Origin of the sequence: Mangrovimicrobium sediminis, assembly GCF_004745945.1 — a bacterium.
In the GTDB taxonomy this organism is placed as follows: domain Bacteria; phylum Pseudomonadota; class Gammaproteobacteria; order Pseudomonadales; family Halieaceae; genus Mangrovimicrobium; species Mangrovimicrobium sediminis.
Genome location: NZ_SRLE01000012.1, coordinates 101,509 through 119,896, shown reverse-complemented (window position 1 = coordinate 119,896; position 18,388 = coordinate 101,509). Strand labels below are relative to the sequence as shown.

The 18,388-nt window shown below is 66.1% G+C and carries 20 protein-coding genes; 14 read left to right on the top strand and 6 right to left on the bottom strand.

Annotated elements, in window-relative coordinates:
- Nucleotides 1-35 precede the first annotated feature (35 nt).
- Complete coding sequence (locus E4634_RS16875) at nucleotides 36-935, top strand: hydrogen peroxide-inducible genes activator (protein ID WP_135445832.1); 900 nt, start codon at nucleotides 36-38, stop codon at nucleotides 933-935.
- A gap of 13 nt (nucleotides 936-948) precedes the next feature.
- Here the strand turns inward: E4634_RS16875 and E4634_RS16870 are convergent, their stop codons facing one another.
- Both E4634_RS16870 and E4634_RS16865 read right to left on the bottom strand, forming a co-directional pair.
- The gene (locus tag E4634_RS16870; protein WP_135445831.1) at nucleotides 949-1,722 is read right to left on the bottom strand and encodes a class I SAM-dependent methyltransferase; all 774 of its coding nucleotides are present in this window, start codon (nucleotides 1,720-1,722) and stop codon (nucleotides 949-951) included.
- A complete protein-coding gene (locus tag E4634_RS16865; protein ID WP_135445830.1) occupies nucleotides 1,722-2,351 on the bottom strand; it encodes a TetR/AcrR family transcriptional regulator in 630 nt (209 codons plus the stop codon). The genes E4634_RS16870 and E4634_RS16865 overlap by 1 nt, the downstream gene beginning before the upstream one ends.
- A gap of 239 nt (nucleotides 2,352-2,590) precedes the next feature.
- Between E4634_RS16865 and E4634_RS16860 the strand changes: the two genes are divergently transcribed.
- The 3 genes from E4634_RS16860 (at nucleotide 2,591) to E4634_RS16850 (ending at nucleotide 4,225) form a co-directional block, all read left to right on the top strand.
- Nucleotides 2,591-3,532 carry a homocysteine S-methyltransferase family protein gene (locus tag E4634_RS16860; protein WP_135445829.1) on the top strand — a complete coding sequence of 314 codons (942 nt, stop codon included), beginning with the start codon at nucleotides 2,591-2,593 and terminating at the stop codon, nucleotides 3,530-3,532.
- Between the two features lie 87 nt (nucleotides 3,533-3,619).
- On the top strand, nucleotides 3,620-3,907 hold the full coding sequence (locus E4634_RS16855) for a 4a-hydroxytetrahydrobiopterin dehydratase (protein ID WP_135445828.1): 288 nt from the start codon (nucleotides 3,620-3,622) through the stop codon (nucleotides 3,905-3,907).
- 6 nt (nucleotides 3,908-3,913) lie between these two features.
- Nucleotides 3,914-4,225: an antibiotic biosynthesis monooxygenase family protein gene (locus E4634_RS16850; protein ID WP_135445827.1), complete on the top strand. Its 312-nt coding sequence runs from the start codon at nucleotides 3,914-3,916 to the stop codon at nucleotides 4,223-4,225.
- A gap of 16 nt (nucleotides 4,226-4,241) precedes the next feature.
- On the opposite strand, the gene E4634_RS16845 is transcribed toward E4634_RS16850, so the two are convergent.
- The 3 genes from E4634_RS16845 to E4634_RS16835 form a co-directional block, all read right to left on the bottom strand.
- Nucleotides 4,242-5,138 (bottom strand): enoyl-CoA hydratase-related protein, encoded by an 897-nt coding sequence (locus E4634_RS16845; RefSeq protein ID WP_135445826.1) that lies wholly within the window; start codon nucleotides 5,136-5,138, stop codon nucleotides 4,242-4,244.
- 17 nt (nucleotides 5,139-5,155) lie between these two features.
- Nucleotides 5,156-6,364, bottom strand: coding sequence for an acetyl-CoA C-acetyltransferase (locus tag E4634_RS16840; protein WP_135445825.1), 1,209 nt, complete (start codon nucleotides 6,362-6,364; stop codon nucleotides 5,156-5,158).
- A 153-nt stretch (nucleotides 6,365-6,517) separates the two neighbouring features.
- Entirely contained in the window at nucleotides 6,518-7,501 is a 984-nt protein-coding gene (locus E4634_RS16835) for a zinc-dependent alcohol dehydrogenase family protein (protein WP_135445824.1), read from the bottom strand.
- Nucleotides 7,502-7,670: 169 nt separating this feature from the next.
- Here E4634_RS16835 and E4634_RS16830 point away from each other — a divergent pair, with 169 nt between their 5' ends.
- The 10 genes from E4634_RS16830 to E4634_RS16785 all read left to right on the top strand — a co-directional run bounded on the left by E4634_RS16830 (nucleotide 7,671) and on the right by E4634_RS16785 (nucleotide 17,651).
- Nucleotides 7,671-8,141, top strand: a complete 471-nt coding sequence (locus E4634_RS16830) for a VOC family protein (protein ID WP_135445823.1) — start codon at nucleotides 7,671-7,673, stop codon at nucleotides 8,139-8,141.
- 71 nt (nucleotides 8,142-8,212) lie between these two features.
- Nucleotides 8,213-8,986 carry a 5-formyltetrahydrofolate cyclo-ligase gene (locus E4634_RS16825; protein WP_135445822.1) on the top strand — a complete coding sequence of 258 codons (774 nt, stop codon included), beginning with the start codon at nucleotides 8,213-8,215 and terminating at the stop codon, nucleotides 8,984-8,986.
- Between the two features lie 11 nt (nucleotides 8,987-8,997).
- Nucleotides 8,998-9,711 carry a queuosine precursor transporter gene (locus tag E4634_RS16820; protein ID WP_135445821.1) on the top strand — a complete coding sequence of 238 codons (714 nt, stop codon included), beginning with the start codon at nucleotides 8,998-9,000 and terminating at the stop codon, nucleotides 9,709-9,711.
- A gap of 118 nt (nucleotides 9,712-9,829) precedes the next feature.
- A complete protein-coding gene (locus tag E4634_RS16815) occupies nucleotides 9,830-11,794 on the top strand; it encodes an amidohydrolase (protein ID WP_135445820.1) in 1,965 nt (654 codons plus the stop codon).
- A gap of 29 nt (nucleotides 11,795-11,823) precedes the next feature.
- Nucleotides 11,824-12,648 carry a transporter gene (locus E4634_RS16810; protein WP_135445819.1) on the top strand — a complete coding sequence of 275 codons (825 nt, stop codon included), beginning with the start codon at nucleotides 11,824-11,826 and terminating at the stop codon, nucleotides 12,646-12,648.
- 57 nt (nucleotides 12,649-12,705) lie between these two features.
- Nucleotides 12,706-13,113 (top strand): GFA family protein, encoded by a 408-nt coding sequence (locus E4634_RS16805; protein ID WP_135445818.1) that lies wholly within the window; start codon nucleotides 12,706-12,708, stop codon nucleotides 13,111-13,113.
- 63 nt (nucleotides 13,114-13,176) lie between these two features.
- Nucleotides 13,177-14,151: a 6-phosphofructokinase gene (gene pfkA, locus E4634_RS16800; protein ID WP_135445817.1), complete on the top strand. Its 975-nt coding sequence runs from the start codon at nucleotides 13,177-13,179 to the stop codon at nucleotides 14,149-14,151.
- A 41-nt stretch (nucleotides 14,152-14,192) separates the two neighbouring features.
- Nucleotides 14,193-15,779, top strand: a complete 1,587-nt coding sequence (locus tag E4634_RS16795) for a phospholipase D family protein (RefSeq protein ID WP_167854952.1) — start codon at nucleotides 14,193-14,195, stop codon at nucleotides 15,777-15,779.
- Between the two features lie 194 nt (nucleotides 15,780-15,973).
- Nucleotides 15,974-17,194, top strand: coding sequence for an MFS transporter (locus E4634_RS16790; RefSeq protein ID WP_135445815.1), 1,221 nt, complete (start codon nucleotides 15,974-15,976; stop codon nucleotides 17,192-17,194).
- A 19-nt stretch (nucleotides 17,195-17,213) separates the two neighbouring features.
- The gene (locus E4634_RS16785; protein ID WP_135445814.1) at nucleotides 17,214-17,651 is read left to right on the top strand and encodes a cupin domain-containing protein; all 438 of its coding nucleotides are present in this window, start codon (nucleotides 17,214-17,216) and stop codon (nucleotides 17,649-17,651) included.
- A gap of 62 nt (nucleotides 17,652-17,713) precedes the next feature.
- Here E4634_RS16785 and E4634_RS16780 read toward each other — a convergent pair whose 3' ends face one another.
- Nucleotides 17,714-18,382, bottom strand: a complete 669-nt coding sequence (locus E4634_RS16780; RefSeq protein WP_135445813.1) for a TSCPD domain-containing protein — start codon at nucleotides 18,380-18,382, stop codon at nucleotides 17,714-17,716.
- Nucleotides 18,383-18,388: the final 6 nt, after the last annotated feature.

Sequence of the window (18,388 nt, the reverse complement as noted above, 5' to 3'; positions counted from 1 at the left end):
CGCAAGACCAGATCGTTTGAAAGTAGCATAAATCCATGATTTCACTGAAACAGATCCACTACGCGCTCGCCGTAGAGCGCACCTTGCACTTCAAGAAGGCGGCGGAAGAATGCCACATTTCCCAGTCGGCCTTGAGTACCGCGCTCGCAGAATTGGAAAAACAGCTCGGATTCCAGATCTTCGAGCGCGACAACCGCAAGGTCCTGGTCACACCGCTGGGACGCGAAGTGCTGTCCCGCGCCCGCGACATCGCCCTGCAGGTGGAGGATCTGCAAAAACTCGCGGAGGCACAGCGCGAGCCGCTGAGCACGCCGCTGGCGATGGGCGTGATTCCCACCATCGGCCCCTACCTGCTGCCGCGCGTGCTGCCCGCCCTGCAGTCCAGCTACCCGAAACTGCAGCTGGATTTCACCGAGGACGAATCCGCGCAACTGCTGGACATGCTGCGACGCGGCGCCCTGGATACCGCGATCCTCGCCCTGCCCTATGACTGCGAGGGGCTGCTGAGCTTCAGCTTCTGGGCCGAAGACCTGTACTGGGTGACGCACGCGGAGGACCCGCTGGCGAAGTCGCGCAAGATCACCACCCGGCAGATGAGCGACGCCCACCTGATGCTGCTCAAGGACGGCCACTGCCTGAAGGAACACGCCCTGGCCGCCTGTCACCTGGAGGACCTCTCCAGCCACCGCCTGAGCGCCACCAGCCTGGCCACGCTGATCCAGTTGGTCGCCGCCGGCATGGGCTCCACCCTGGTGCCCGAGATTGCCCTGCACGCGCTGATCGAGGACAACCCCAAACTCGTGGCGATTCCCCTGGCCGAGCCCGGACCGCACCGGGAACTGGCCTTCGTGGTGCGCCCCAACTACCCGGGCGTCGCCAACATCGAGGTATTGATGCAGTTGTTCAGGGCCGAGTTGCAGCCGCTGCACAAATAATAATAGAGCCGCTTTAGCGGGTGGCGGTGATGGTGAAGACGAGGGGTGCCTCGTGGCCGCGGTGTTCGAGGTAGAAACGACCCGGCTCGCGTTCGACCAGGCCCTCGAAGCAGTTGTAGGGGCTGAACGGGTATTCGTTGAGACGCTGGATGACCAGCCCCGCACCGAGCAGGGCGTTGACGATTTCCGACATCGGGTGCGACCAATTGGCGAGCGGCGTGGACAGCTCCCCGCTGTTCTCCGTATAGCTGCCTTCCGTCTCGATGTCCGGCGCAGCGTGCGCGAAATACCTATACCCGGCGAGCAGGTCGTACAGCGGGTGAAAATCGGCGATGTAAAACGTCCCGCCCCGCGCCAGGTTCCCGGCGATAACCCGCGCCCAGCGATCCAGGTCCGGCAGCCAGCCGACCGTGCCGTAGGAGGTGTAGACGATATCGAACGGCTCCGGCGTGCTGCGCTGGAAGCCGTACACATCCGAGCAGATGAACTGTGCCGGCAGGTCGGCGGCGCGCTGTAGCTCACGCGCCTTGCCGATCGCAACCGGCGAGAGGTCAACGCCGGTACAGTGCGCACCGAGACGCGCCCAGGACAGCGTGTCCAGCCCGAAATGGCACTGCAGGTGCAATAGACGCTTGCCGGCCACGTCGCCCAGTTCCGCCAGCTCGATCTCGCGCAGGGAACTGGCCCCGGCGAGAAACCCGGGCACATCGTAGAACGCGGAATCGAAGTGCAGTTCGGCGCGCGCATCCCAGGCCGCGCGGTTGATCGCCAGGTAGTCCTCGGCCATCAGGCGAGCACGCCCGCCGCCGGCGTGTACATCAGCTTGATGTAATTCCGGTACTGCTTCAGTTGCTGTACCAGCAGGGCCTTGTCGGCCATTACCCGGGACAGGATGATGCCGCCCTCGATGGTCGCGCTGAGCATGTCGGCCACCTCGTCGTGGTCGACCTCCAGATTCGCACGGTGGCTCTCCTCGATGCGCGCCAGCATACCGGCAAACTTCTCGCGCCACTGCAAAGTACCAGTCGCTATCAGCGCCTTGATGTCCTCGTCGAGGAGCTGGCTCTCGTAGGTGAAGGACGCCACCAGGCAACCGGGATGCACGTCCTCGAGGTTCTCCATGGCCTCCGCTAACAGGTTGATGAACAACAGCATCTGCTGCAGGGGGTCATCGCTCAGCTCGCGGGCGCGTCGTTCGAGCGTGTCGAAGAACACCATGTCGTCGCGCAGGTAGCGCTCCACCAGCGCGCGCGCCAGCTCGGATTTTCCCGGGAAATGGTAGAAGAACCCGCCCTTGGTGATGTGGGCCTTTTCCAGTATTTCCTCGATGGATGTCGCCGAGAAACCCTTTTGCAGGATGCTCGCCTGGGCGACATCGAGGATCTTTTCCCGCCGGTCCTCACCGCGCTTGGACATGCTGATTCCCCCTGATCCCACGCAAACTACTGTACCAACAGTACAGTAACGGGCCTCTCCGCATCCATGCGCCGCGCCGCCAGACCCGAGGCCAGGTGGTAATCATTTGTTTTTAATAGAAAAAATATGCCGCAGCCAAAAAAGCACTCGCGGTCCACTGGATTGCAAACGGGCAAACGCCCAGAATTTCACTCACCGTACGGAACACAAGAAACGTTCACTACAGGAGTTCGAGAACAATGAATACTAGAACCGAACAGGTGCTGGCTCAACTGGCTGCCGCACCGATGCTCACGGATGGCGGTCTGGAAACTGACCTGGTCTTCAATCATGCGGTCGACCTGCCCAACTTCGCCTCCTTCGACCTGCTCTCCACCGACTGGGGTCGCGAGAAGCTGAAGACGTACTACCGCAGCTACCTGGAACTGGCGCGCACCCACGGCTGCGGCTTCGTGCTGGAGACACCGACCTGGCGCGCGAGCCGCGACTGGGGCGAAAAAATGGGCTACGACGTGCAGGCGCTCGCCGCGGTCAACGCCGACGCGGTAGCGATGATGCAGGCGCTGCGCGAGGAGTTCGCCGACGTGGCCCCGGTGCTGGTCAGCGGCAATATCGGCCCGCGCGGCGACGGCTACGTCGTCGCCGACAAGATGAGCGCAGAACAGGCGCGCGACTACCACGCCGAGCAGATCGACGCGCTCGCCGCGGCGGGCGCCGACATGGTCAGCGTGTTGACGCTCAACTATCTCGAGGAAGGTCTCGGCATCGCCATGGCGGCGCGCGAGCGCGGCATCCCCGTCGTGGTCTCGTTCACCGTGGAAACCGACGGCCGCCTGCCCAGCGGCGAAAGCCTCGGGGACGCGATCGCCGAGGTGGATGCGCAGACCGACGGCTACCCGGCCTACTACATGATCAACTGCGCACACCCCAGCCACTTCCACGACATGCTGGCGGCAGCCGAAGGCGACTGGACCGCGCGTATCCGCGGGCTGCGCGGCAACGCATCGCGCTGCAGTCACGAGGAACTGGACGCTGCGGAAGTCCTGGACGATGGCGACCCGCAGGCTTTCGGCCGCGAGTACCGGGAACTGCACGCTGTCCTGCCCAACCTGCGCGTACTCGGCGGCTGTTGCGGCACCGACCTGCGGCATGTCACGGAGATCGCTGCGGCCTGCCTGTGATACGCCAACGGCTCATCGCGTCGCTGAGCCGCTCAACCGGCCCCGGTTTCCTTTGCGAAATCGGGTCCGGCCTCCTACCCTAGGCCCATGCCTATTGAAAAACTCGGCAGCGAAGCGCTGCGCGAACAACTCGAAGCCCTGCCGCAATGGACCCTGCGCGACGACAAACTGCACCGCGAGCTGCGTTTTGCGGATTTTGTCGAGGCCTTCGGTTTCATGAGCCGTGTGGCCCTGCTCGCGGAGCGCGCGGACCATCACCCCGAGTGGAGCAACGTCTACAACCGCGTGAGCATCGATCTCACCACCCACGACGCGGGCGGTATCTCAATGCGGGATATCGAGTTCGCCGCGGCAATCAACCGCCTGCTGGACTGACGCCCCGTGCATTTCATCTTCGAGGTGAAGATGCGCCCCGGCTACCCGCCGGAGCGCTATGCCGAGGCCTGGCTGCGCGCCAGCGAAATTATCCAGCAGGCTCCCGGCGCACTGGGCACGCGCCTGCACCGCAAGATCGGCCACCCGGATACCCTGCTGGCGATCGCCACCTGGGAGTCAAAAGCCGCGCGCGACGCCATGGAGTCCCGCCCCCTCGACACGGTGCAGCGCATCATCGCCGAGCAGTCAGAATTCGTGGAGATCACCGTGCTCGGCGAATACACGGCGCCGGAGTGGCAGGTGATTCCGCCCGATTGAACAAGCGGGGCCGGTGCTACTTGTTGAAGAAGGCGCCGACCAGTTGCTTGGCCTCGGGGGTGACCACCAGTGAACACAGCCCGCGAGTCTCCACCAGCAGCGCGGTGTCGAAGTCCAGGCGTACCGCGGTGACGGCGCAATCGAGGATTTTCTCGGGGGCCGGCCACTTGCCCTGGGTCTTTTTGTACAACATGGGCGGCGCCATCATGATCAGCTGCGCCACCGCGGGGTGGCGGGCATTGCCGCCGGGCACACTGAACCCCTTCACGTCCCAGGGCTTGGTCGCCGCCGCTGCGTTATCGCGGTTCTCCAGGATCCACGCCTTGGCCCGCGGCAGCAGCGCGTCGAGGCTGTCGACGGTCTCGTCGATCAGGCCCAGTTCCAGCGCCTGTGCCGGGGTGAAACGGGTGCCCTCGAGCAGGAACGGCAGCGCCTTTTCCAGGCCCAGCATGTTCACCGTGCGCACCACGCCGCCGGCGCCGGGCAGCAGGCCCAGGCCGACTTCCGGCAGGCCGAGCACGACTTTCTCGTCGTCCACCGCGATGCGGTAGTTACAGGCCAGGCAGACCTCGAAACCGCCGCCCAGGGCAGCGCCGTTGATCGCCGCGACCACCGGCACCGGCAGTTTTTCCAGCGCGCGGAAGTCCGCCTTCATGCCCTCGATCATGTCGAAGAACTGCTGGATGTCGTCTTTCTCCACGGCGAGGATTTCGTTGAGGTCCGCGCCGGCGAAGAAGGTCTTCTTGGCCGAGGCGATCACCACGCCGGTGAGCCCCTCTTCCGCCTGCAGTTTGGCCACCGCCGCCTTCATCTCCGTGCGGTATTCCGCGGACATGGAATTGACCTTGGCGTCCAGGTCCATGGTCAGGGTGACGATGCCGTCGGCGTCTTTTTCGTAGCTGATTCCGCTCATGTCGCTCTCCTCCTGACTCACACGCGCTCGATGATGGTGGAAATGCCCATGCCGCCGCCCACGCAGAGCGAGACCATGGCGCGCCTGAGGTCGCGGCGCTCAAGCTCGTCGAGCATGGTGCCCACCAGCATGGCGCCGGTCGCGCCCAGCGGGTGGCCCATGGCGATGGCGCCGCCGTTGACGTTGGTCACCTCGTGGTCGATACCCAGGTCCTGCATGTAGCGCAGGCCGATGGAGGCGAAGGCCTCGTTGATCTCCCACAGGTCGATGTCTTTCTTCTCCAGGCCGGCGACCTTCAGGCATTTCTCGGCCGCAGGTCCCGGGCCGGTGAGCATGATGATCGGGTCGGTGGAGAGCACCGCGCTGGCGACGATGCGGCCGCGGGGGGTCAGGCCGAGGTCCTTGCCCGCTTTTTCCGAGCCGATGAGCACGGCGGAGGAACCGTCGACGATGCCCGAGGAGTTGCCCGGCGTGTGCACGTGGTCGACCTTGTCGATCTGCGTGTACTTGGACAGGATCATGTCGTCGAAGCCCAGGGCGCCCATCTGCTCGAAGGAGGCGCGCAGGCCGGCCAGGGTTTCCAGCGTGGTGCCGGGCTTGATGAAGTCGTCTTTTTCCAGGATGACCAGGCCGTTTTCGTCCAGCACCGGCACCACGGACTTGTCGAAGTAGCCGTTGTCGCGGGCGTGGGCCGCGCGGCGCTGGGATTCAACGGCGAAGGCGTCGACGTCCTCGCGCTTCCAGCCGCCGAGGGTAGCGATAGTGTCCGCGCCGATGCCCTGGGGCACGAACTTGGTCTTCAGGCAGAAACCGGGGTCGTTGCCGAAGGCGCCGCCGTTGGAGCCGATGGGCTCGCGCGACATGCACTCGACGCCGCCGGCGACGATGAGGTCCGCCCAGCCGGCCAGCACCTTGGCCGCGGCGGAGTTCACCGCCTCGAGACCGGAGGCGCAGAAGCGATCCAGCTGCACGCCGGGCACGGATTCATCCCACTCGGCGTTCTGCACGATGAGCTTGGCGATGTCCGAGCCCTGCTCGCCGGTGGGGGTGACGCAGCCCATGATCACGTCGTCGACATAGGACGTGTCCAGGTCGTAGCGGCGCTGCAGTTCGCGCAGCAGGCCGGCGCCCAGGTCCACGGGTTTGACCTCGTGCAGGCTACCGCCCGCCTTGCCCTTGCTCCGCGGGGTGCGGATGGCGTCGTAAATGTACGCGGTGTCGTTCATGGCTTAACCCCACTGCTGTGTCAGGAGGGCCACATGATGCGCCAGCGCCCCGCCAGGGGACAATGATGATTGCGCCACCAAAAATTGACCGTAGCGCCCACCCTAAAGTGGGGTCAAGTACAACGTTTTTTAAAGTCGTACCAGAGCCCACTTTCAGGGGACGAGGACGGCGGCGCCGGAAAAGCGGCCGGCGCGGAGGTCGTCGAGGGCCTCGTTCGCGCGCTCCAGGGGGTAGCGGTGGACGGTGGTGTGGATGGGAATTTGTGCCGCCAGGGGCAGGAATTCCTCGCCGTCGCGGCGGGTGAGGTTGGCGACGGAGACCAGTTCGCGCTCACCCCAGAGGATGGCGTAGGGGAACGAGGGAATATCGCTCATGTGGATGCCGGCGCACACCACGCGGCCGCCGCGGCGCACAGCGCGCAGGGCCTGCGGCACCAGCTCCCCGGCCGGGGCGAAGATGATCGCGCCCTCCAGGGGTTCGGGAGCATCGCAGGTGGAGTCGCCCGCCCACACCGCGCCGAGGTCGCGGGCGAAGTCCTGCGCCTCGCTGTCGCCCTCCCGGGTAAAGGCGAATACGCGCTGGCCGCGGTGCCGGGCCACCTGGATCAGGATATGGGCCGCCGCGCCAAAGCCGTACAGGCCGATGTTCTCGCAGTCCTCCACCAGGCGGTAGGAGCGATAGCCGATCAATCCCGCACACAGCAGCGGCGCCGCCTGGATATCGTCGAAGCCCGGCGGGATGGGGAAGCAGTAGCGCGCATCGGCCACGGTGTACTCGGCAAACCCGCCGTTGATCTGGTAACCCGTGTAGCGCGCCTCGTCGCAGAGGTTTTCCTTGCCGCGGCTGCAATACCAGCAGTGCCCACAGCTGCCACCCAGCCAGGGCACGCCGATGCGCTGGCCCAGTTCGAAACCGGTGACGCCCGCGCCCAGCGCGCTGACCTCACCGACAATCTGGTGCCCGGGCACCAGCGGCAGGGCCGGCTCGGTCAGGTCGCCATCGACGACATGCAGGTCGGTGCGGCAGATGCCGCAAGCGGTGATTTTCAGTTGTATCTGACCCGGTCCCGCTGCGGGCACCGGCAGGTCGCGCAGTTGCAGGGGCCTGCCCCCGCCTTCAAATACCATCGCACGCATGGCTGTACCTCCTTATTCCTTCATTCACAGCATGCCACCAACGATGGGCGCTTGCGCTGCGAATTCACATTTCCCGGCCAACCAGCAGCTATAGTGATGACGACCCCCGCGAGAACACCTCTCCGGGAATCCACCGGCCCGACCAACGCCCAACACCACGGAGTCCAGCATGCCGCCCAAACCCACCCCCGACGGTTACCACAGCATCACCCCCTACCTGAGCATCACGGGAGCCGCCAGGGCTCTCGAGTTCTACACGCAGGCCTTCGGCGCCCAGGAGCGTTTCCACATGGAGATGCCCGACGGCCGCCTGGGCCACGCCGAATTACAGATCGGCGACTCGGTCCTCATGCTGGCCGATGCCTGCCCGGAGATCGACTTCCCCAGCGCCAGTGAAATCGGCGGCACGGCGGTCGGCATCCACCTGTATGTCGAGGACGTGGATGCGGTGTTCGCGCAGGCCCTGCAGGCGGGCGCCACCGAGCTGCAGCCAGTGGCAGACCAGTTCTACGGCGACCGCACCGGTACCCTGCGCGATCCCTTCGGCCACATGTGGTTCCTCGCCACCCACAAGGAAGACCTCACCCCGGAGGAACTGCGCGCCCGCGCCGAGTCCATGAACGCCCAACTGGAAACCTGACCGCCCGGACAGGATTTCATTGGTACAGCTCTTGCATCACCCCTGGCAACAAAATCAGGGGAAGCAAAAGCATGACCGAGGGGACGACAATTCGTGACGGCCGCTGGCGCGGTCGCCACGCCGGCAAGGACGCGCTGCGCCAGCGCGTGTGGCGCACGCTGGATGAGCAGGGCTACGCGGTCGGCAGCCCCTACAGCGCCATCCCGGACTTTGTCGGCGCCGACCAGGCTGCCCTGCAACTCGCCGCCCTGCCGTTCTGGGCCAGCGCGCAGGTGGTCAAGTGCAACCCGGACCGCGGCCAGGCCTGGGTGCGCCTGCAGGCACTAAAAGAGGGCAAGCGGGTGTACACGCCGGTGCCCGAGCTGACCGCGGAGTTCCCGTTCATTCACCTGGACCCGGCGGCGCTCACGGCAGCGGGCATCCCGTTCGAGGACGTGATGTATTCCGAGGGCGCCCTCGCCCACGGCGAGCGCGTGGAGTTCGAGCAGATGGCGCCGATGGACATCTGCGCGGTGGGCTGCGTCGCGGTCAGCCCCAGCGGCGGGCGCACCGGCAAGGGTGCGGGCTTCGCCGATCTGGAGATGGGCATCTTCCGCGAACTCGGGCTGTTGCGTCCGGGCGTGCCGGTGGTAACCACGGTGCACGAGGCGCAACTGGTCGAGGACGCCGAGATCGTCATGCAGCCCCACGACACCCCGCTGGACTGGATCATCACCCCCGAGCGCTGCATCGAGACGCGCTCGCCCTACCCGCGGCCGGGGCAACTGGACTGGGATGCGGTACAACCGGACCAGTTCGCCGCCATTCCCTTCCTGTCCGCCCTGCGCGCGAGGCTCTCGCCCTGAACACCGACGCCGTGAACACTCACACCCCGAACACCGACGCCCACGACGCCAGCCACCTGCCCGAGCATCGCGAACTACCGCGCCGCGAGCTGAAGTTCATCATCCTGCTGACCATGTTCATCGCCTGCATGAGCTTCATCAACGTGGTCAGCGCCAAGTTGTGGAGCTTCGCTGGCCTGACCATCTCCGGCGGCATCATGGCCTACTGGCTGACCTTCCCGGTGACCGACGTGGTCGGCGAGATCTTCGGCCGCCGCCGCGCCCAGCTGGTGGTCTGGCTGGGCTTCGGCGCCAACGTACTGGTGCTGGGCATGTCGCAGCTGGCGGTGGCGCTGCCGCCCTCCCCCTACTACCAGGACCAGGCCGCCTTCAGCACGGTGCTCGGCGCCGTACCACTGATCGTGGTCGCCTCCCTGGCCGCCTACCTGGTCGCCCAGAGCCACGACGTCTGGGCCTTCGAGTTCTGGCGGCGGCGCACCGGCGGGCGCCACCTGTGGCTGCGCAACAACCTCTCCACCGTCGGCTCGCAGCTGCTCGACTCGCTGGTGTTCAACGGCATCGCCTTCTGGCTGTTTGCCGAGGAGCGCATGGCGCTGTCGGAGTTCATCGCCATGACCCTCGGCTACTGGATGTTCAAGGTCGGCATCGCCATCTGCGACACCCCGGTGGTCTACGCCCTGGTCTACTGGCTGCGCGCCGACGAGCCGCGAAGCGAGCCGCCCTGAGGCCCGCGTCTATCCCCTGACATACGTCACTGCCTGGTCGCCAGACCCGGCTATACTTGGCGTGGACCTGAGCGGCGCCGACCGCTTATGAAACCCAGTCCACACCAGGGGGGACTCCATGCGAGGCTACCGGACCACGCGCTTTGCGCCAGCATTCATCGTCACTTTCGCCTTGCTGCTCGGCGGCTGCCACGACACCCCATCGGACGAGGGCAAGGTCGCGCAGGAAAGTCCCGCTGCGGACGCCGCAACAGTGGCTGACGACAGCGCCAGCCGCCCGGAGACAAACCTCCCGCGCACGGCAAAGACAAAACCCGCGGACACCATCTACAGCGGCGGCACCATCCTCACCATCGACGACAACGCGCCGCGCGCCGAGGCGGTTGCGGTGCGTTCAGGACGCATCGTGGCGGTCGGCGACCGCGCGGAAATGGCGCGTTTTCGCGGTGCAGACACCCTCGACTTCGACCTCGGCGGCATGACGATGCTGCCCGGCTTCGTCGACAGCCACGGCCATGTCATCCTCGGCGGGCTGCAGGCGCTGTCCGCCAACCTGCTGTCCCCGCCGGACGGCGAGGTGCGCGACATCGACAGCCTGGTCAGCACCCTGCAAACCTGGGCCGACGGCCACGCGGACATCATCGACAAGATCGACCTGATCATCGGCTTTGGCTACGACCAATCCCAGCTGGCCGAAGTGCGCCACCCCACCCGCGAGGACCTGGACCGCGTGTCCACCGACGTGCCCGTGCTGATCATCCACCAGTCCGGCCACCTCGCCTCGGTCAACTCCCGCGGGCTGGAGAAGATGGGGCTGGATGCCAGCTCCGCCGACCCGGCCGGGGGCGTCATCCGCCGCGATGCCGACGGCGCACCCAACGGTGTGCTCGAGGAGAACGCCTTCTTCGGCAACGGACCTGCGCTACTCGGCGGCCTCGGCGAGGAGGGTCTGCTGGCCTTTGCCAAAGCCGGCAGCGGCCTGTGGGCCAGCTACGGCTACACCACGGCGCAGGAGGGCCGCGCCGTACCGGGCATCATGAACGCCGCCCTCGCCGCCGGCGAACAACAACTGCTCGCCATCGACCTGGTGGTCTACCCGGATGTGCTTATCGACCGCGAGGGGATTCTCAAGCATGTCTCCGGCAGCTACCGCAACCGCGTGCGTATCGGCGGCGCCAAGCTGACCATCGACGGCTCGCCGCAGGGCTTCACCGCATTGCGCGACCGCCCCTACTACGCGCCGGTGGGCGACTATGCGCCGGGTTATCACGGCTATGCCGCCGCCAGCATGGAACAGGTCGTCGACGCGGTGGATTGGGCCTACGTCAACGGTGTGCAATTGCTCACCCACGCCAACGGCGAGGGCGCGGCGGACATGCTCATCGCCGCGCTGCAGGCGGCCACCGACAAGTACGGCATGGCCGACCGCCGGCCGGTGATCATCCACGGCCAGTTCACCCGCGAGGACCACGTCGACGCCTACCGGCGCCTGGGCGTGTTCCCCTCCCTGTTCCCCATGCACACCTTCTACTGGGGCGACTGGCACCGCGAGCACACGGTCGGCCCGGTCAATGCAGACAACATCTCCCCCACCGGCTGGCTGATGCAGCGCGGCATGATGTTCGGCACCCACCACGACGCCCCGGTCGCCCTGCCGGACAGCATGCGCGTGCTCGACGCCACGGTCACCCGGCGCACACGCTCCGGCGACATCCTCGGCCCCGCGCACCGTGTAGACGTGATGACCGCCCTGAAAGCCATGACCCTGTGGCCCGCCTGGCAGCACTTCGAGGAACACGACAAGGGCTCTATCGAAGTCGGCAAGCTGGCGGACTTCGTCGTGCTCTCGGACGACCCCACCGCCATCGACCCGGAACAACTGGACTCCCTACGGGTCAAGGCGACGATCAAGGAGGACACCGTGGTGTACAGTGACTTCGAGGATGCCGATGCCCAGGGCTTCCACAGTGACTTCCCCCCCGGTACCTCCCTGGCCACGGACTACCCGTTGCTGGAAAGCGTGAAACACGCCGTAGGAGGCTCGCCAACACCGGACGCCGCCACAGATCCATCCACGAAGTAGCCACAGATCCATCCACGGAGGAGGAGACAATGGCCAAGCCCCGCATCCGCCGCCAGCGAGCGCTACTGCCCCTGGCACTGGCCCTGCTGCTGTCACTGCCCGCCGCGCTCGCCACGGCACAGAGCCAGGAAGACCTCGCCAAGCAGCTGGCCAATCCCATCGCCGCGCTGATCAGCGTGCCGTTCCAGCTCAATTTCGACTCGAATATCGGGCCGGAGAACGACGGCGAGCGGGTGACGCTGAATGTACAGCCGGTCATCCCCGTGTCCATGAACGAGGACTGGAACCTGATCTCGCGCACCATCCTGCCGCTGGTCTGGCAGGACGACATCGCCCCAGGTGCGGGCAGCCAGTCGGGCCTCGGCGACACCGTACAGAGCGTGTTCTTCTCGCCCAAGGCGCCCACTGACAGCGGCTGGATCTGGGGCGCCGGGCCGGTCATGCTGCTGCCCACCGCTACCGACAAACTGCTCGGCGCTGACCAGTGGGGCGCCGGCCCCACCGCCGTGGCCCTCAAGCAAAGCGGCGGCTGGACCTACGGCGGCCTTGCCAACCACCTGTGGTCCTTCGCCGGTGACGACGACCGCGGCGACGTCAACGCCACCTTCCTGCAGCCGTTCCTCACCTTCACCACGCCCACCGGCTACAGCTACGTGCTGCAGACGGAGTCCACCTATGACTGGGAATCCGAGCGCTGGAGCGTGCCGGTACAGGTGGGTGTATCCAAGGTGACGCGCATCGGCACGCAGGCGATCCAGTTCGGCGCGTTCGGCCGTTACTGGGCACAGAGCGCGCCCAACGGCCCGGAGGATTTCTCCCTGCGCCTGGTGCTGGTACTGTTGTTCCCGAAGTAACCTGTTGTTCCCGAACTAGCCTGTTGTTGCCAATGTAACGTAAGGAAACCCGTTCCCATGACCTACCCGATGCGAGGGGCCTGCCAGTGCGGCGGCGTCACCTACCAGTTGCTCAAGCCGCCGATGAAGGTGATCGCCTGTCACTGCCGCGAGTGCCAGAAACTCTCCACCAGCGCCTTTTCCATTACCGCCCTGGTGGAGACTGACGCCATCGAGTTCCAGGGCGAGCTCGCGCACTGGGAACGCAGTTCCGACAGCGGCAACATCAACGCGGCGAAGTTCTGCCCCACCTGCGGCAACCGTATCTACCACTTCAACCCCGCCGACCCGGGGCGCATCAAACTCAAGCCGGCCACGTTGGACGACACCAGCATCATCGAGCCCACCGCGCATATCTGGGTGAGCCAGAAGCAAGCGTGGTTCCAGATCCCCGAGGGTGTGGAGGTGTTCCAGGAGCAATCCTGAAACCCGCCCCTGTCACCGCGGCGCCCGGGCGCGCCTCTCCCTGGACGTGTTGGTAGTGTTGTTATGAAAAGAATCGGAGTGTTTACCTCGGGTGGCGATGCGCCGGGCATGAACGCGTGCCTGCGCGCGGTGGTGAAAACCGCCTGCGCCGATGGACTCGAGGTATTCGGCATTCGCCACGGCTACCGGGGCATGATCGCCGGTGACATCCGCGCCCTGGACCCGGCCGCGGTCAGCAACATGCTGCAACGCGGCGGCACCCTGTTGAAAACCGCGCGCTCGCCGGAGTTCGCCACCGCCGAGGGCCGCGCCCGCGCCTGGGCACACCTGCAGCAGTGGGGCATCGAGGGCCTGGTGGCGATCGGCGGCGACGGCACCTTCACCGGCGCCGAAGTGTTCAGCCGCGAGCACGGCATCCCCATCGTCGGTGCGCCCGCCACCATCGACAACGACCTGTACGGCTCGGACTTCACCATCGGCTTCGACACCGCCATCAACACCGCGCTGGATGCCATCGACAAGGTGCGCGACACCGCCAACTCCCACGACCGCGTGTTTTTCATCGAGGTCATGGGCCACCACGCCGGGCATATCGCCATCCACTGCGGCATCGGCGGTGGCGCCGAGTTCGTCATGGTGCCGGAGACGGCGACGTCCATCGAACAGTTGATCGCCGCCCTGAACCGCGGGCGCGATCACGACAAAACCTCGTTTATCGTGATCGTCGCCGAGGGCGGCGCCCTGGGCGACGCCGAGGTGATTGCCGCCCGCGTCGGCGAGGAACTGCCGGCCCTGGACATCCGCGTGTCCAAGCTGGGCCACGTGCAGCGCGGCGGCGCGCCCACTGCGGCGGACCGCCTGTTGGCCTCGCGCCTGGGTAACGCCGCGGTGGAGGCGCTGGTCGGCGGCGCCAGCGGTGTGATGCTCGGTGTGTGCAACGACCGTATTACGCACACGCCCTTCGAGCAGGCGATCCACACGCAAAAACCGATCGCGGCGGAACTGCTGAAACTGGTGGATGTATTGAGCAGCAGCTAGCCGCGTCCGCTATGCTGCTTACTCAACCCCGGAGCCAAGCCATGCCACAGGCGCCCGCCGCCCCACAATGTTTCGCGCTACCAGCCCGCCTGGCACTGCTGGTGCTGAACTTGTGCCTGATCCTGGGTCTGGCGGCCTGCAGTTCACTGCCGGTGCTGGAGGGACGCGACACCAGCCACGCCATCAGTGCCGACGCGGATACCACCTTCGGCCGCACTGTCCGCGGCATGCTGGAGAGCCACCCGCAGCAGTCCGGCTTCAAGACACTGCCCGACGGCGAAAACGCCTTCCTCGCGCGACTGCGCATGATCGCCGGGGCCGAGCGCTCGCTGGATGTGCAGTACTACATCTGGCACAAGGACCTCACCGGCAACGTGCTGGCCGGGCAGTTGCTGGCCGCCGCGGACCGCGGGGTGCGCGTGCGCCTGCTACTCGACGACCTCGACACCGCCGGCAAGGACCACCTGCTGCGCGTGCTCGACAGCCACCCGAATTTTTCCGTGCGCCTGTTCAACCCCTTCGCCAACCGCAGTGCCCGCGCTGAGGACTTCGTCGCCGATACCGCGCGCATCAACCGCCGCATGCACAACAAGACCCTCACCGCCGACAACCAGGTGAGCGTGTTCGGCGGGCGCAATATCGGCGACGAGTATTTCCAGGCGGGGACCGAGATGGGCTTCGGCGACATGGACGCCCTCGCCGTCGGCCCCATCGTGCAGGAGATCTCCGCCCAGTTCGACCTGTACTGGAACAGCCGCTGGGCCTACCCCATCGACGCCTTCGACTGGCCGCAGCCGGTCACCGCCCAGGACCTGGAGGCACTGCGCGCCGCCGCGGCGCGCAATCTCGAACAGGCGCAGCAGTCCGAGTACGCCGGGGTGCTGACCCAGTTCCGGCTGGCCCAGGTGAGTTCGCTGGCCGAGTTGGACTTTGTCTGGTCGGACTGGCTGCTGGCTTACGACCAGCCGGACAAGGTGACCGCGAGCGAGGTCGGCGACGAGACCCATCTGGCGCCAAAGCTCCGGCAGGGCCTGGACCTGACCCGCCACGACCTGATCATCGTCTCGCCCTATTTTGTACCCGGCAAGCAGTTCACCCGCTACCTGACGGACATGGTCGCGCGCGGCGTGCGCGTGCGCATCCTCACCAACTCGCTGCAGGCCAACGACGTCAGCCTGGTCCACGCCGGCTACATGCGCTACCGCGACGACCTGGTGCGCGGCGGCGTCGAGCTCTACGAATTCCGCGCCTCCCAGGAGCGCCTGGACGGCGGCGAGCGCACCCGCATCGGCGCCTCGCGCTCCAGCCTGCACGCCAAGTTCTTTGTCTTCGACGCCACCTACGTGTTTGTCGGCTCGTTCAACCTGGACGGACGTTCCGTAGCGCTCAATACGGAACTCGGCGCCTATTTCCTCAGCCCGCTGCAAGCGTCGGCCATGGCCGCGGACTTCGACGACTGGGCACTGCAGGTGGCCTACCGGGTGCAACTGGACGACGCCGGCAAGCTGCAGTGGCTGACCCGGGAATCGGGGGTGGAGCGCGTGGTGTACAAGGAACCGGACACGACCTGGTGGAAGCGCTTTTCCACCCGCGTGCTGTCCTGGATCGTGCCGGAGGCACAGTTGTAACAACGCGTACGGAGGCACAGTTGCAAATAAGCGTCCGGAGGCGAAGTTGTGAAGTAGCCCCCGGAAGCGCTGCTGCGAACCACCGCCGGAGACATTCCGGCTGCCCGCAGCGCGCACAGGCTGTATCATAACCGCGGGGGACAGCAGCCAGTGCTGGACCGGGCTGCAACAAGAATAACAATCGGAGTATTTCCATGGCTGTAAGCTTTGCCGTCGGCTGGCGCCAGATTCTCGCCAGTTTCATGATGTTGGCTGCCACCGGCATGATCGCCGCCACCTATTCGCTGGTCGCGGTACCGCTGGCGGAGGAGTTCCAGCCCACGCGTACCGTGCTGATGCTGTCCATGACGGTGCTCTCCGGCACCTGCGCTGTGCTCGCGCCGTTCCTCGGCACCCTGCTCGACAAGATCTCGCTGCGCCACGCCATGCTCGCCGGCGGCCTGATGCTCGGCGCCGGCTACGCCACGCTCTCGCTGTGCACGACCTTCAACCAGGTATTGCTGGTGTTCGGCGTACTGATGGCGCCGGCCAACCTGCTCACCGGGCCGCTGGCGGTCACTGTGCTGCTCTCGCGCTGGTTCGCCGAGCGTCGCGGTCGCGCGGTGGGTTTCGCGGTAGCCGGCATCTCCGCCGGCGGTTTCTGTTTCCCGCTGGTCATCCAGGCCCTGCTCAATCATTTCCCCTGGCGCGAAGCCTACCAGTGGCTGGGACTGATCCTCGCCGGGCTGACCGCCGCGGCCGCGGCCATGGTGGTCAACCACCCGTCCCAGCGCGGCCTGCACCCGGACGGCGCAGCCGAGGCGCCGGCCATGGCCCAGGCGGAAATGGCCCGGGCACCGGTCTCCCCGCGCCAGGTGCTGGCCAACCCGGCGTTCTGGATGATCGCCGGCACCGTGGCCGTGGTCACCGCGGGCATGAAGGGCATGATCACCAACCTGGCGCCGATGGTAATGGACACTGGCATCGACGTGGCCCGCGCCGCGCCGCTGATCTCGGTGTTCGCCGGCTGCAGTTTTCTGGCCAAGCTCAGCTTCGCCGCGATGTCCGACCGCATGGGACCCAAGCTGCTGATGAACCTGGCCCTGGGCGGCTTCGCCTCAGGCATGATCTGCCTCACCCAGGCGGAGAACGGCTACTGGGTAATCGCCCTGGGCGTCGCGCTCACCGGCCTGTTCGGCGGCCTGATGGTACCGATGGAGAGCTACCTCGCACCGCGGGTGTTTGGCCAGCGGGTGGTGGGCAAGGCCATGGGTATGCTCTCCGGGGTCATCCTCGTCGCCATGCTCTCCACGCCTCCGCTGTTCGGTTTGATCTTCGACCTCACCGGCAGCTACACCGGCATTTTCTGGACCTTCGGCGGACTGGCGCTGGCCACCCTGCTGGTGGTACCGGCAATTCGCCTGCAGGTCGACTGACCCCGGAGGACACCCCTTGATGCGCATGTTAATCACGCTCGTCCTGCTCGCCGCCAGCGCGGTATGCGGCGCCGCCACCGAGGAACTGCTGCGCAGCGGGCAGACCTGGGAGGGCATGCCGCTGACCTACCCGCCGGGCCAGGCCGAGATCACCTCGGTGCGCCTCACCCTGGAGCCGGGCCAGCTCTCGACCTTCCACTGCCACCCGGTGCCCACCTTCGGCTACATCCTCGCGGGCCGGCTGGAAGTGGAGACCATCGACGGTGCGAAGATCGTGTTCGAGCCGGGAACGTCAACGGTGGAGGTGATGCGCACCGTGCACCGCGGCCGCGCACTGGACGGCCCGGTGGAGGTTATCGTGTTCTACGCCGGGGCCGAGGGCGTGCCGACCACGGTGCTACCCGAGAAAGACCCGGAGCACCGCTATTGCAACGCGCCGCAAACGGCCCGGGACTGAAACGAAAACGGCCGCGCTGTTGCCAGCGCGGCCGTTGCGGGTAAGCGCCTGTCAGCCGCGGCTCAGCCGCACTTGGAATCCCCGCAGTTGAGGCAGGTCAGGCAGCCGTCCATGAGGATCGCCGCCTTCACGCTGCACTTGCGGCACAGGCTGGCGGTGGCCGGGAACTCACCGCCGGCGCCGTCGTCACCGGTGCGCTGGGCGTACTGCTCTTTTTTCTCGTCGAGAATCTGCTTCTGGTGGTCGGTCAGGCTGGGCATTTCCAGCAGGCCGATGTTCTGCAGGTGGTCCTCGATCACCCAGCCAATCTCCGCCACCAGCGAGGGCATGAAGCGCCCGCCGGACTTGAAGTAGCCGCCCTGCGGATCGAACACCGCCTTCAGTTCCTCCACCAGGAAGGTGCAGTCGCCGCCCTTGCGGAACACCGCGGAGACGACGCGGGTGAGTGCGACGATCCACTGGAAGTGATCCATGTTCTTCGAGTTGATGAAAATCTCGAAGGGCCGGCGCAGTTCGTGGTCGGTGCCCGGGTTGAGGATGATGTCGTTGATGGTCACGTACAGGGCGTGGTCCGACAGCGGCGTCTTGATCTTGTAGGTGGCGCCGTCCAGGGCCTCCGGCCGCGAGACTTTCTCGTGCATCTGCACGATGTTGCTCTCGGTTTCCCGCTCCTGTTCCTCTTTGGACTTGACCTGGAAACCGACAATTTTCTGGTCGATCTTCTTGCTCATGTTATT